Here is a 13448-nt window from a genome sequence, read left to right on the forward strand (position 1 = left end):
ATAATCTTAACTCTAATATTCTATCTCATTTTTATAAAATATCAACTCTTGAAATTAAAAAGTTTAATAATTATAAAAGAAAGTCTAAACAACAAAGATTAGACTTTCTCAATATAAATTATTTCTTTTTCTTTCTAGATAAATATGCAATTACACTTAATGAAGTTACTGCCCCTAGTGCTGAAACTAAATTACTATCATCACCAGTTTTCACACTTGCAGTTGTATCTCCTGGTTTTACTGGTGTATTAGTATCTACAGATGGATTATTTGGTTTTATTTCTAATCCAGACATTGCTTTTGTTAGTGCTGCTACTACAGCTTCTACTTCTTCTTTTGTTGCTTCTGGATTATTTAATACTGCAGTTGCTTTTTCTACCTCAACATCTACCACTTTTAATGATGCTGCTGTGTAGCTTGCTCTATTTAACCCATTTGCCTTACTGATTAAATCTTGTAATAAATCTTTATTTGGTTTTAATTGACTTTCTATATAATCTGCTTTTACAATAATATCTAAAACTTCTCTAGCCGATACAGTAGTATCTAATTTTTCATTTAATGCTGTTAACTCAGTTACAAAAACTGCCCATGATTCAACTGTATAATCTTTATCATTTAAATTATTTAATTTTATTAGTACATCTTTTGCTTTAGTAATATCAACTAAAGATTTTTTTGCTTTTGATAAATTTAAATATGCATTATCTAACATATTTTGAGAAACAATAGATGCGCTTAACAATATTTGAGCTTCATTAATACTTACATTAAGATTATCAACAGTTACTTTAGAATAATTATTCTTATCTAACGAATTAATTTCATTTACTAGATTTGTTAATCTTGTCTTATTACCAGATTCAATTACTCCATCACTATATTCATAAAGATCAATACCTGCTACTGCACAACTTTGTTTTGCACCACCAGCATAAGCTTCATAAGCAGTTAATTTAATATATTTAGCATCAATAGGAACAAACTCAACATATTGTATTTGATTTGTATCCTGCCAGATTCCTGATGCTACAGAAGTAAATTCCTGACCATCTGTACTAACAGATATTTCATACTGCTTAATTCTACCACTATTACTATTTTGACGTGGTGTATAAGCAAATTTATATATTTGTTTTGTTTCATCTAATTTTAATGTTACTGATTGTGGTAAATTGATATTTGCATCTCCCCATACTGAGTGCCAATATGTATTTGGATTATCATCAATAACATTACTTGCAGCTCCATCTGTGTTTTCTGCAGTACTTGTACTATGTTGAGAAGTGTAGCTATCTAAAGTTATACCACTAACAATTTTTGTAAAATCATATATTGTAGTATTTAATGCTTCAACTTTACCATTTTTAATATTTTCAATAACACCATCAGTTTCAATAATCTCAATAGCTTTCATTATTCCATTGATTGATGCAGGTAAATTGACTTCAAATACGATCGTATCACTCCCTGATCCAGATAAATAATCAGCAAAAATAATTTGGTTACCAACATCTAATTTTAATTGAGGATTACCTGCCACTAACAAATCCTGATTAAATTTTAATGAAATATTAAGTTTTCCATCATTAACACTAGTACTTAGACTAACAAATTCTGGATTTTTCATTTGTTCTGTTTTTGTTCCTGCACGAATAAAATCATCATTAAATTCAGTATATCTTAACTTAAATGTTCCATCTGTATCATCTTCATAAAGCAATCCAAAACGAACATCATCTTCATTATTTTCTAGTACACTTAAACAAGAATATTGGAACTTACCAGTATTTAAAATCTGACTATTTGTCCAAGTAATATCACCAGTTGTTTGATCCACCTCACCAATATGTACCATTCCCTGAGTTCTTGGTGAATGATCTGGATTAGTCATTACCACATACTCTTTTCCATCGTGTGTATAATTGACAACTGAAAGTTGACAGTAAACTTCATTAATATCAGTTCTATCAACTCTATCCCAAGTAAAACCGCCATCACTACTTGTTGCAACATAAACTTTATTTGCATATGTATTACGCATAAACAATTTAACCTGTCCATTATTTAACTGAACTGCTTGAGATTCAGTAAACATTTGACCACTATTATTCATTGTCTCACGATCATTTCCCATATTCTCTTGTGGTGATTTACCTAAAGTCCATGTTTTACCATCATCCGCACTAATAATCATTGCTGAAGATTGACTTCCACCAACATTACTGCTTGCACTATAAACAGGGAATGCTAATTTTCCATCTTTTAACTGAAGTCCCACACCAGGACCTGTTCCTAAAAACATCATCCAATCTTGTTTTACTTGTGGGGTTATATCAACTGGATTAGCCCATGTTTTACCATCATCATCAGAATAAGTCAACCATAAATACTGGGTATTCAATACATGTAATTCCCCTTTATCAGGACTATCTTTCAACATATAGATATTTCCTTTATAGTCACCATTTAAATAAAGACTACCACGTTCATGATATGGTGCATCGTTTTCTAATATAACTGTGTATTCTGTTTTATTATTTTGATCATCATATACATATCCTAATCCATTTTCTGGACGAACTGTATACTGATTACCATCAGTGTCAAATAATTGTAAATAATCTACCCCATTAATTTTTGTATATCCAGTTCCCGTAGTCAACTGACTAGAATCCATTAATCCAGATGATTCTGGGAACATATCTACTAATAAATAAACGCGTCCAGTTTCTTTATCTTCCAACATACTACTATCAATTAAAAATGCTGATGATGAAGGATTATTTTGATTTGAAATCAAATCAGTAACAATTATTGGATCTCCAAAAGTGTCTTGATTAGCTTCACGTCTTCTAAGTGAAATATCAATATTTCCATAATCTTGAGCCCCCGTTTGACGTTTGTCAATAGCAGCTAATAAAGTTCCTTTTGAAGTTTTTAACAATGATGGAATACGATAGCCTGAATCATCATAACCTTGGTAGAATAAATTTTCTGTTTCAGTCTTTATGACATTTGTCATATCAATTTCTTGACCTGGCTGCCAAGTTGTTAAAGTATGTTCTTGACTAATTGCACTAGTATCTAATATCTCATCATATGCTTTAATATAATCAACTACTCCAGATAAAGCTTCTAAATCATTTCCTGATGTATCAATAAATCCCAAATTAACCGCATTTGCATCTTCTAAAATATTAAAGAATCCCTCTTGCACTGCAGTAGTATATTTATCAATATATACACCATCTAAATAAAACATAAAGCCTTTACCACTGCCATTATCTTTAGTAATCGTAATTGTATGCCATGCAGTATCTTTTACTGTTCGATTAGCTCTAGAGATAGAACTAGTAGGCATAACAAAATCTTTAGTTCCTTCAATATTCAATCCAAATACATCCTGACTAGGATCAACATATAAATCAATATATTTATTTGAAGTATCTCTATTTGAAATAGAGAACAATGACATTCTTCCTGAATTTGAATCATTAACTCGATATCTTATCGAAATACTTCCTTTAGTCATTGCAACTAATTTATCTAAATTATCATTATCTTGTACCCGATCAACATTAGCATCCTTATAATAAACACTACTATGTTCGTAAATAACACTTTCAAGTTTCCCTAAATGATATGAAATAATTTGATTTTCATCAATTGCACTATTATATAACTCCAAATCTTTTAAATTACCAGTCATTGGATAGTTATTTTGACCAGTAGACCTACTTCCAATTCCAAAGCCCATATAATTTGGATTTGTAATTACCCCATTAGTAAATCCTGATGAAACATTACCCTCTAAAACTTTTTTTCCATCTAAATAAATTCGGTAATAATTATTCCCAGACATTGTAAAGGTAACTTTATGTTCTAATGTAAAATCGATCTCGCTAAGTGTCACATTTGAATTACTTAGCATTTGCCCTCCTGAAGCATTTCTTAGTTCAACACCTAACTTTTTAGCACTAGGAATCACATACAAAGTAAAATAATTATTGGCAGTAGTGTTATCACCAATAAAGAAAATAGAATTAACTCCTCCATCACTGTTACTTCCAAGACTGAATGTTCCATTAATTGTAAAATCATCCAAATTAACATAATTACTTAAATCGCTACTTGCATCAATTGCTCCTGTTCCATTATCGACTACTGTAATCATATCTGTAGAATATTGATTAGTTGGCTCAATTATTCTACTTTCCTGAGCATAAGCAGGTATTGTCATTAAAGGTGTCATTACTGTTGTCGAACCTAATAATGAAGCCACCAATACTGAACAAGCTATTCCCTTTTTCATTTCTCTCCTCCTTTAGTCTACATATAAATTTTGTTTTATTTATACAATAATGTAGACACTTTATGGAATAAACTCTATCATCAAATATACTTAGTGTATTTACAAATTATATTGATTTATTTACAATTTTTTACTATTAGATAAAATATGATTGTATTCTTCGACTGTACAAATAATATCATTAAAGATTTCATTATCTAATAATTCTTTAGCTTTTTCAAGTGATGCAAATAAATAATCAATATGCTCATTAGAAAGATGAACACAATCATTTTTAGGAATACATAAAAAACCAATTCCAACAGTTTGATAATCTTCTCTAACCTTAGTAAAAGTATAAGCTGGCTTTAAAATTATAATATCTAATCCTGTTTCCTCTTTTAATTCACGAATCAAAGCTTGATTAGGTGTCTCACCATACTCTAATCCACCCCCTGGTAACTCCCAGTAACCTAAACCATCACTTGAAGGATGGATTCGTTTCATCAATAATATTTTATTATTTAATACGACAATACCTTTAACAGTAATATGAAATCTTACATTTTCCATGTTTTACCTCCATTTGATATCTATATCATAACACTATTATTAATAAAATTGTTTAATTTTTATGCCTAATAGTGTTATAATTGTTAGGAGGTGATATTATTATGATAGATTTCAAATCAGAAGTTTTGAAAATAAAAGACCAAATGATTGAAGATATAAAAAATTTGTGTGCTATTCCTTCTACACAAGATGATAGTACTATAGCGGAATTCGCACCTTTTGGTAAAGCAAATCGACAGGCATTAGATGCAATGTTAGAAATTGGAAAACGTGATGGTTTTGATGTCGAAGATGTTGATGGATATGCTGGTCATATTGATATTGGCGAAGGAGATGAGACATTTGGTATTCTAGGACACTTAGACGTTGTTCCTGTAAATGAAGTGGGATGGGATAGTGATCCTTTTAATGTTATTATTAAAGATGATAAATTATATGGTCGTGGAGTTGCAGATGATAAGGGACCATTATTAGCTGGATACTATGCAGCCAAAATTATTAATTCTTTAAATATTCCTACTAAAATGAAAATTAGAGTCATTTTTGGATGTAATGAAGAATTAGGAAGCAGTTGTGTAAAATATTATTTTACAAAAAAGCCATATCCTAAAATGGGGTTTACTCCTGATGCTTCCTTTCCTGTTGTTTATGGAGAAAAAGCTGGATGTGGATTTAATATTGAGGGTCATGTTGAAAAAGGTGGATTGATTTATTTATGTGCTGGAAATCGTCCAAATATAGTTCCAGAAACATGTGAAGCTGTTATTACTGGAAATTATAAACAATATGTTGATTCATATCGAAAATTTTTAAATGCTAATAATTTAGTTGGTGAAATTGAAGAAGAAGGAAATCATACAAAACTTATCTTAAAAGGAAAATCTGCTCATGCCAGCACCCCAGATGAAGGGATTAATGCAATAATATTCCTTTGTAAATATTTAGCAACTGTAGTGGATAATAAACTAGTTGACTTTATATTAGAGTATCTTGATGATTGCAATGGTAAAAAATTAGGTATTGATCATACTGGTATGATGGGCTCTTTAACTTTAAATCTCGGTGTTATTTCATATTGCAAAGAAGAGTTTAAAATAATACTTGATTTACGTTGTCCTCATGATATGGATTTTGATGGAATGATTGAAAAATTCCAAACGGCTTGTGCAAATTATGGTTTTAGAGAAAATCATAATATTGGTAAAGCATTATATATCGATCCTGATTCAGACTTAATTAATAATTTACACACAGCTTATGTTAATGTAACTGGAGATACTATTAACAAACCCCAAGCTATTGGGGGGGGGACTTATGCTAAGTCAATGCCTAATTGTGTTGCTTTTGGAGCTGAATTTTTAGGTGAGGATAATCTAATTCATGGAAATAATGAAAACATTAAAATTGATTCCTTATTAAAAGCTACTGAAATATATTGTCATGCTCTTTATAATTCTATCAAAGTCTAGAACTTAATGTTCTAGACTTTTTATCAATAATCTGATAAACTATTTATACTTGCAGACATGGCGAAACTGGTATACGCGCTATCTTGAGGGGGTAGTGGGCAAATGCTCGTGCGAGTTCAAATCTCGCTGTCTGCACCAAAATGATACTTTTAAGATAGTTTTATCACTATCTTTTTATTATAATCATCGTTCTATACAGGCTAAATAATTTATGATATAATTATTTGCAAACAATAAAGCCAGTGTAGTTTAATGGCAGAACGCATGAATGGTAATCATGAAATTCAAGTTCGATTCTTGGCTCTGGCACCATTTTTTCCACTTCGAACAACAGTTAGTAAAACGGTTATTCAAGAAAAAATTTTTTTCATAAAGGCTTTTCACAAAAAGCTTTCCAAAAAAGGCTTTTCCCAAAAGGCTTTTATATAACCATTTAATCTAGCCAAAGCGAAGTTTAAAAATGATGCTATTATAGTTGAATTGATTTTCTAATATGTTATACTAAATACAAGTTATTATTTAACTTAAATTTATTAACATATACAAATCAATCAATATATAGTATATATATTGTTCATCGATTCTAACTTCTCTTTAGAATTAGATGGTCTCTTAGAGTGTCTTCCTACAGATACTCTTTTTTGTTTGTATTGTATTAAGTTAATACCAATTTTAGCACAATAATATAATTAATAAAAGTCTTATAACAAAAAAATATCACATTCATCCAGCAATTAATAATTTGCTATTTCATCAGTATTTTATATATCTTTTTTGTTTCAGGCTCAATTATAATCTTATCAACATTATTTCTAACATATTTATACTTTTCTTCGCAGGAGCGCATATCTCCATAACGCTGCTTGTTTATTGTCACCCTATCAATTCCCCTTTTTTTATCTTCCAGTCTGTCTATAGCTTTATTTATAGGCTTTAACAGCTCAATATAATCTTCATCATTTATAACTGCTTTTAAATATTTATTTTTAATCCTTCTTATTCTCATATTTAGCAGTTTTAGCTGATAATCAATATTGTTTACAAGCTCAGCTTTCATTTTACTTACACTTACATCAGGCTCTTGTTCAGCGAATACTGTATCTAATTTATTTTCACTTATTATAGTATTACATTCAGGACATTTGTAATAATTATATCTTTGTCCAGTTGCAGAAGTTCCATGCGTGTTTATAAAAAACTTCCCACAACTTTTACAGTATAATCTCTGATTATATATATACCCCTCACCTGTTTTGCTGTATCTTCTTGTTACTCGCTGTGCTTCATCAAACAAACTGTCTTCTATTATTCGTGGAACTATATCCGTATAATCCTTACCCTTGTAATGCAATAAACCAGTATATATTTTATTTTTAAGTATCCGCCTTATATGTGCGTTATCAAAAATTATATTCCTACTGTTGGATATTGCGTTCACTGTTATTCTAATATCATCAATAGAATAACCTTTTTTAGCCATTTCAAACATACGTCTAACAATTTTACTATCAGTAGGATGAATATATATATTCTTATCTTCACCTCTAAAATATCCAAATGAAACAATACCGCCACAGGGGTATCTTCCACTTTCAGCAATTGACAAAAGTCCATCATTAGTACGTTCAACAATTCTTTCACGTTCATACTGATTATTTAAAATTTTAATATTTGTTGAAAATCTGTCACTTGCCGTCTTAATTGATGTCTGATCATAGATACATTTTAAAGCTGCACCATGATTATTAAACATCCTAAGTAATGAATTGCTGTCAAACATTTCCCTACTTAATCTCGATAAATCATAACATATTACGGCATACACTTCGTCTTTTTTTATTTTTTCTATAAGTTCTTTTATTTTTGGACGTTCCAGTGATTTTCCGGAATATCCATCATCAATAAAAAATTCAATTTCATCAGCATTTTTTACAAGCTCCATCATCAAAGCATGCTTGATAATCATTTCTTTTTGCATATCTACTGATACACCATCATTTTTTTGTTTTAACGTTGATACTCTTACGTATCCTGCAATTATTCTTCCCATAAAAATCCTCCTTCTAATTGCAAAAAAAAAGGTGCGGAGATGGATAAATTATCCAAGCCCCACACCATTGTTAATAACAGTAACACATTTTTAGATATGAATTAATTTTTATTTGAAGTTTCCTTTGTATTTTTTAATTTCTTAGCCAGTTCTTTCCACCTGCCGTTTATTCTCCAGTTTCTGTTTCTAGTTCTTTTTTTCATTTTTTTGACCTGTTCTACTCGTCGCTCAAAATCAGCAACTCCAATTTTACAAAAAACATAGCTCCATGGATCAGTTCCATCTTCACTTACTTTTTCTCTATAGTCAGTCACTTCCATGACTTTCTCGACTCTAGCCACTTGAAAAAAATCATTTTTATTTTTTCCTTTTTTTATTGCCACTTCAGTAAGTACATAGTCACCTGCCTCGATCGTATCAATCGGACACATAAAGCTGTATACTGGTTGCCCAGACCGTATTGGTCTATCAATACCGTGTCTGAATTTTACATTTACTACTTTCATTTACTTACACCTCATAAAAAGATGGAACAAGTTCCATCCTATCTGCCTATTTGTCTGTCAGTTTTTTTTTCAAAATTAAATTTTCTTGATGATAACTGCTTTAAATCTTCATTCCAGTCTTTTGAAACCGAAAACTCTTTACTAACTTTGACATCTCCAAGCTCCGCAAGTTCTTTTTCTAATGAGTTTCCTAATTCAATGCCAGCTTTATCATTATCGAAGCAGATAACAACATCACGGCTATATTCTTTAGCTGCATTAACAACACACTTATACTTAGAAACACTTCCGCATACTACAAATATATCATTAGAAAGGTCTTTTCCCTGCCGTTTTGCAAGCGTTCGATATGACAGCATATCAATATACCCTTCAAAAGCATATATCTTAGCTCCTGGAGAAATCCCCGCTGTTTTTGCATTATCTGGAAATACCCTCCAGCCAAGATCGTAGTTGCATCCCTTAAAATCTCCTTTAAAAGAAGAAATGCTTGAAATTGCCCTTCTGCATATGCAACTGTACAGTCCCATTTCTTTTGAAATGAAGGCAACAGACTTATAACCATACATTGTTATTTGAGCTATTTCACCTTTTTTTATCCCATTAAGAACAATATCGGGGTCTATTTTTCTTGTTTGAATCAAATACGCCATCACATTTCGATAGGTACTGTCTATTTCAAGCTGATCTTTTAATGTCTGATGACAGGATTTAATTTTTTCAATTCTCTCTTTTGGTGACATATCTTCATATGCCTTTTTTTTGTTGTCTGTAAGTTCAACTTTAAAATCTGGGTCAATTCTACCCTGGAGAAAATTAACTGCATCCTTGAACGTATGTATTCCCTCTATTTGTGTTTCCATAACAAAAGAAATTACGTCTCCACCATGACGTGTTGACTGTCGAAAGAATGAATTTGTAGCTGGATAGATAACAAGAGAACTGAAGTCACCTCCATCATTTGCACTGCCAACAATTCCAAGATAACCGTTTTTCTTAGTTACTTGAAAATATTCATTTGCCAAATCTACAATACTAACATGATCTTTAATTTCTTTAATCATTTTTTTTGATATCGCCATTTTTATCCCTCCACTTCATTAAACTGTCAAAGATGGAACAAGTTCCATCTTTATAGAGTTCTACTTTTAGTTTTTGTATTTCCGCTGCTTCTCTGTTTGGCAATCTTTTTTGCTTTCTCCAACCGTTCATTTATAACCTGTTTGTTTTCTTTTCTACGAGACCAGTTAAACAGATTTTCAAGTTCCTTTGCCGTCACATTCAAACAGTCAATTCTTTCTTCACTGCCGTCTTCTTTTGCACGACCTTTAAACTGAATGTTGTAACTTTCACGATTCAGATAAAAATAACGCTTATTATCGTCATTCTTGTCGTGTTTAATCATGTCCCATGGAACGTTCAAGTAAGCCAATCGTTCATTTCGATTGATTCCATGACTGTCAACTCCAAAATCCGTACCTGTTGGTCGGAAAAGTTCTGATGGCAGCATTACTAGTCTCATTTTTAGTCTTTTGCCTTCTCTATCTTTGTATGTTCGGTGATAAGAAGGTTTTTGACTGCACTGCTTATTAGAAAATACGATTGCTAATTTGTTGTTTTCCATACTGTTTTCCACCTTTTTTCATTACTATTTCTTTTTATTTTTTTTATTAATCTTGCGTATGATCATATTTCTATGATTATACACACCGTTATCAGACAAAGCATTTTCCACAAATAATTGCTATCACCAAAATTATTCTTGATATATCTAACTGCTTCATCAACCCGTAATTCTTTTGTTTGATTGACTAAATCTTCAATCTTCGCAAATAATTTTTCATCAATCATAACTACACTCCTCTTGTATAGACATGGAACAAGTTCCATCTGATATTCAGTTCCAACAAAAAAAGACAATCATTCGACTGTCTTAAATTATTTAATTTTTTGACGGAACAAGTTCCATGCCCTCTAAAATTATCTATATGATAACATTATAACACGTATTTTGTGTAAAAATGTCCCCACTTTTATCTTTGCCTGATTCTCATTTTTGGTTTTGTTTTATGCAAATTTCTATAGGCATTATTATTTCTCATAATACGGTTTTTTATATATACATTATCATCAAATCGTGAAGAATACTGCTTAACCATTTCATCATGAAAATTTGGTTTTATCCAGTGTTCACGACAGCTCGTTTCAAAACGATAAACAAGGTCTTCAATATCTATATCTGAAATATCATTGATATTTTTTTCCAGAAGCCCGTCATGATCTATATCTGTCCCTCTATCAAGGACAGCTAATGTATAAGACATATAAACTATATCTGCTGGAGAATAATATTGAAACTGCTCAAAATCTTTTGGATCAGCAAGCAGGCAGTATAACCAAAGATCCTCATGCTTTACATTTTCCATAATAAAATCAAGATACCATTCTTCTGCTTCTTTTTCCGCTTTTTTTAACATCTCAAGATATTCCTGTTCCTGCTTTTCTTTTTTTGCTTTCTCTGCAAGTATTCTTTTATACCTAGTTATATCCAGTTCTATCAGATACAGTATCTGAAGAAACAGATTTTTATTTAGTGTCTTATCTTTAGCTATATTAAATTCATACTTTGGTTTCAAATCATTTTTGAAACGATATAACGATACTTTTAAGATTTTGTCATCAGAATGCAGGAACGCATTATATCGTTTTTGAGCATAATTATAGCTATAGCATTTTTCATTTCCCACAACCAGCATATAACAGTGACTTTTATTCAAATAAATCACCCCTTATCTCCATGTTACTTTTTTACATATATATAATAAACAGCAAGTATAATAATACCAATGCCAGCAACAACTGGTACAGCCGAAGTCCAGATGGAACTAGTTCCATCTCCCACCGCTACATCTTTCTTAGCGTTTTCAGCCTGCTGTTCAATTTCTTTGACATTACTAGGTTTTTCTTCTGCATATTTATGTGGTTCTTCAACTGTATCTTCTTCCAGTTCTACCCAGCCTTCAGGTCTGCTGACTTTTATATTAAAATCATAACGTGAATGTCTTTCATCAACCATAAAAGCCTCCTGGTCATATGTATATACCCATTGACTGGAATTGCTGTCATATACACGTATACAATAAGAACCATCTTCAACGAAGAAAGTCCATTCATTACCAACCTCGGCAATTTTCCAAGTTTCATCAATATATTTACCGTTTTTTTTAAATTCAGCCCCTGTTAAACAAACTTTTAAAGCACTGTCAAATCCCGCCTCAGATGTATCTACATGAAATTTTAATACACCTACATTCACTGCATTTACAGGCTCAATGCGTGCAAAGCATAACATAGCTATCAATAAGCTAAGACTAAAAACAATTTTTTTCATTTACATATCTCCTCGTATTTTGCAGGATGGAACAAGTTCCATCCTAATATTTTTTTCCAGCAACAAGTGATCCGTCAACATATTCAAAATGCATATAATCTTTGATGTTTTTATAATCACCGCCCCAGTAGAAGCCGTATTTTTTCCATATGCCAACTATCTCACCATCTATTTTATAATATGACGGTGCATTATTCCATACAGAACTGCTCGTTCCTTTAATTCCTTTAACATAAGGATTAAATGCAGGATTAATGTCTACAGCAAAACCAAAAGAATGATTAGACATTGTTTGAGTTGTTCCGGTCATTACCCTCCAGTTGAAGCATCCATTATCATACGCCCTGAAACCTTTTGCCTTCATTTCTCTATAAGCGTTCTGGATAGAACTAGCAAGTTTTTTATGACATGTAAGTGAAACCTGTTTTGCTTTACCGTTTTTATCTAAAATTTCAACAGATATCGTAGTGAGATATTTTCTACATTCATTTTCCGAACTAGGGACACCATTTGGAAACAGCCATCTAACACGTTCATTTTTAGTTCCCGTATTTGCAGGCTCACCGCTAGAATCTCCGCCAGTACCAAAAGTACGATTTTTTACCTGCTCCAGTTCCTCATTTGTCAGATTGTCAAACATTGTGAGGTTATAGCTCTCGATATGATTTTTAATCTTATTAGTATATCTGCTTCCTTCACAGTATCCTCCATTTGCGAGTGCAATTAATACTTCAGTATAATCCTGAACACCCTTGCAGTGATATTTTTCACTAATAAGCTTAGAATACGCTTCGACGCTTTCTTTTCTGGAGTTAAACTTTTGCCACTTTCCAGAAGAAGTGACATAGCTTCCAGCAGTTCCAGTTCCCTTAATTCCAAACAGATTATTTGCATTTTTGGCAATGGAACTAGTTCCCCAGCCAGATTCTTCTATTGCCTGTGCAAGAGTTACTGAGGTAAGTATCTGATAAGCACTTTTATACTCATAACTGTATTCAGTTACAGACATAATAAACTCATACTGTTCAGCAGTTAGATTTTCAATGTTGGAAATTCCATTTCCTGTATTACTGTCTTCACTATCACCAGAAATCGCAGCAATTATGATCAGCGGTACAAGAAAAAACATAATTATCTTTACTGCATACTTTCTATATTTTGACAT

11 protein-coding genes and 2 tRNA genes are annotated in these 13448 nt (G+C 31.5%); 3 read left to right on the top strand and 10 right to left on the bottom strand.

Annotated elements, in window-relative coordinates:
• Positions 1–118 precede the first annotated feature (118 nt).
• Together BMW96_RS02635 and BMW96_RS02640 are read right to left on the bottom strand one after the other, a co-directional pair.
• The gene (locus tag BMW96_RS02635; RefSeq protein ID WP_092352219.1) at positions 119–4315 is read right to left on the bottom strand and encodes a discoidin domain-containing protein; all 4197 of its coding nucleotides are present in this window, start codon (positions 4313–4315) and stop codon (positions 119–121) included.
• Between the two features lie 120 nt (positions 4316–4435).
• Positions 4436–4867 carry an NUDIX hydrolase gene (locus BMW96_RS02640; protein ID WP_092352221.1) on the bottom strand — a complete coding sequence of 144 codons (432 nt, stop codon included), beginning with the start codon at positions 4865–4867 and terminating at the stop codon, positions 4436–4438.
• Between the two features lie 101 nt (positions 4868–4968).
• On the opposite strand from BMW96_RS02640, the gene pepV reads away from it, so the two are divergent.
• From pepV to BMW96_RS02655, 3 genes are all read left to right on the top strand, one after another.
• Positions 4969–6336 carry a dipeptidase PepV gene (pepV, locus tag BMW96_RS02645; RefSeq protein WP_092352223.1) on the top strand — a complete coding sequence of 456 codons (1368 nt, stop codon included), beginning with the start codon at positions 4969–4971 and terminating at the stop codon, positions 6334–6336.
• Positions 6337–6387: 51 nt separating this feature from the next.
• A tRNA-Leu gene (locus BMW96_RS02650) sits at positions 6388–6474 on the top strand.
• A gap of 100 nt (positions 6475–6574) precedes the next feature.
• Positions 6575–6648 (top strand) — tRNA-Thr (locus BMW96_RS02655).
• Positions 6649–7081: 433 nt separating this feature from the next.
• On the opposite strand, the gene BMW96_RS02660 is transcribed toward BMW96_RS02655, so the two are convergent.
• From BMW96_RS02660 to BMW96_RS02690, 8 genes are all read right to left on the bottom strand, one after another.
• Positions 7082–8386 (bottom strand): recombinase family protein, encoded by a 1305-nt coding sequence (locus tag BMW96_RS02660; RefSeq protein WP_092352225.1) that lies wholly within the window; start codon positions 8384–8386, stop codon positions 7082–7084.
• 101 nt (positions 8387–8487) lie between these two features.
• A complete protein-coding gene (locus tag BMW96_RS02665) occupies positions 8488–8892 on the bottom strand; it encodes a hypothetical protein (protein ID WP_092352227.1) in 405 nt (134 codons plus the stop codon).
• A 38-nt stretch (positions 8893–8930) separates the two neighbouring features.
• A complete protein-coding gene (locus BMW96_RS02670) occupies positions 8931–9974 on the bottom strand; it encodes a toprim domain-containing protein (RefSeq protein ID WP_092352229.1) in 1044 nt (347 codons plus the stop codon).
• Positions 9975–10024: 50 nt separating this feature from the next.
• Positions 10025–10516, bottom strand: coding sequence for a hypothetical protein (locus BMW96_RS02675; RefSeq protein WP_092352231.1), 492 nt, complete (start codon positions 10514–10516; stop codon positions 10025–10027).
• A gap of 62 nt (positions 10517–10578) precedes the next feature.
• Positions 10579–10743 carry a hypothetical protein gene (locus BMW96_RS14020; protein ID WP_177165808.1) on the bottom strand — a complete coding sequence of 55 codons (165 nt, stop codon included), beginning with the start codon at positions 10741–10743 and terminating at the stop codon, positions 10579–10581.
• A gap of 182 nt (positions 10744–10925) precedes the next feature.
• Positions 10926–11669, bottom strand: coding sequence for a hypothetical protein (locus BMW96_RS02680; protein WP_143050696.1), 744 nt, complete (start codon positions 11667–11669; stop codon positions 10926–10928).
• A 23-nt stretch (positions 11670–11692) separates the two neighbouring features.
• Positions 11693–12244, bottom strand: a complete 552-nt coding sequence (locus tag BMW96_RS02685) for a hypothetical protein (RefSeq protein WP_143050697.1) — start codon at positions 12242–12244, stop codon at positions 11693–11695.
• A gap of 82 nt (positions 12245–12326) precedes the next feature.
• Entirely contained in the window at positions 12327–13448 is a 1122-nt protein-coding gene (locus BMW96_RS02690) for a glucosaminidase domain-containing protein (protein ID WP_092352237.1), read from the bottom strand.

This window comes from Thomasclavelia cocleata (genome assembly GCF_900102365.1).
Lineage (GTDB): Bacteria > Bacillota_I > Bacilli_A > Erysipelotrichales > Coprobacillaceae > Thomasclavelia > Thomasclavelia cocleata.

What these genes read in the sequence shown, in the direction of transcription:
- BMW96_RS02635 (WP_092352219.1), bottom strand. Translation starts at nt 4,315, where the DNA reads ATGAAAAAGGGAATAGCTTGTTCAGTATTGGTGGCTTCATTATTAGGT.
- BMW96_RS02640 (WP_092352221.1), bottom strand. Translation starts at nt 4,867, where the DNA reads ATGGAAAATGTAAGATTTCATATTACTGTTAAAGGTATTGTCGTATTA.
- pepV (WP_092352223.1), top strand. Translation starts at nt 4,969, where the DNA reads ATGATAGATTTCAAATCAGAAGTTTTGAAAATAAAAGACCAAATGATT.
- BMW96_RS02660 (WP_092352225.1), bottom strand. Translation starts at nt 8,386, where the DNA reads ATGGGAAGAATAATTGCAGGATACGTAAGAGTATCAACGTTAAAACAA.
- BMW96_RS02665 (WP_092352227.1), bottom strand. Translation starts at nt 8,892, where the DNA reads ATGAAAGTAGTAAATGTAAAATTCAGACACGGTATTGATAGACCAATA.
- BMW96_RS02670 (WP_092352229.1), bottom strand. Translation starts at nt 9,974, where the DNA reads ATGGCGATATCAAAAAAAATGATTAAAGAAATTAAAGATCATGTTAGT.
- BMW96_RS02675 (WP_092352231.1), bottom strand. Translation starts at nt 10,516, where the DNA reads ATGGAAAACAACAAATTAGCAATCGTATTTTCTAATAAGCAGTGCAGT.
- BMW96_RS14020 (WP_177165808.1), bottom strand. Translation starts at nt 10,743, where the DNA reads ATGATTGATGAAAAATTATTTGCGAAGATTGAAGATTTAGTCAATCAA.
- BMW96_RS02685 (WP_143050697.1), bottom strand. Translation starts at nt 12,244, where the DNA reads ATGTTATGCTTTGCACGCATTGAGCCTGTAAATGCAGTGAATGTAGGT.
- BMW96_RS02690 (WP_092352237.1), bottom strand. Translation starts at nt 13,448, where the DNA reads ATGTCAAAATATAGAAAGTATGCAGTAAAGATAATTATGTTTTTTCTT.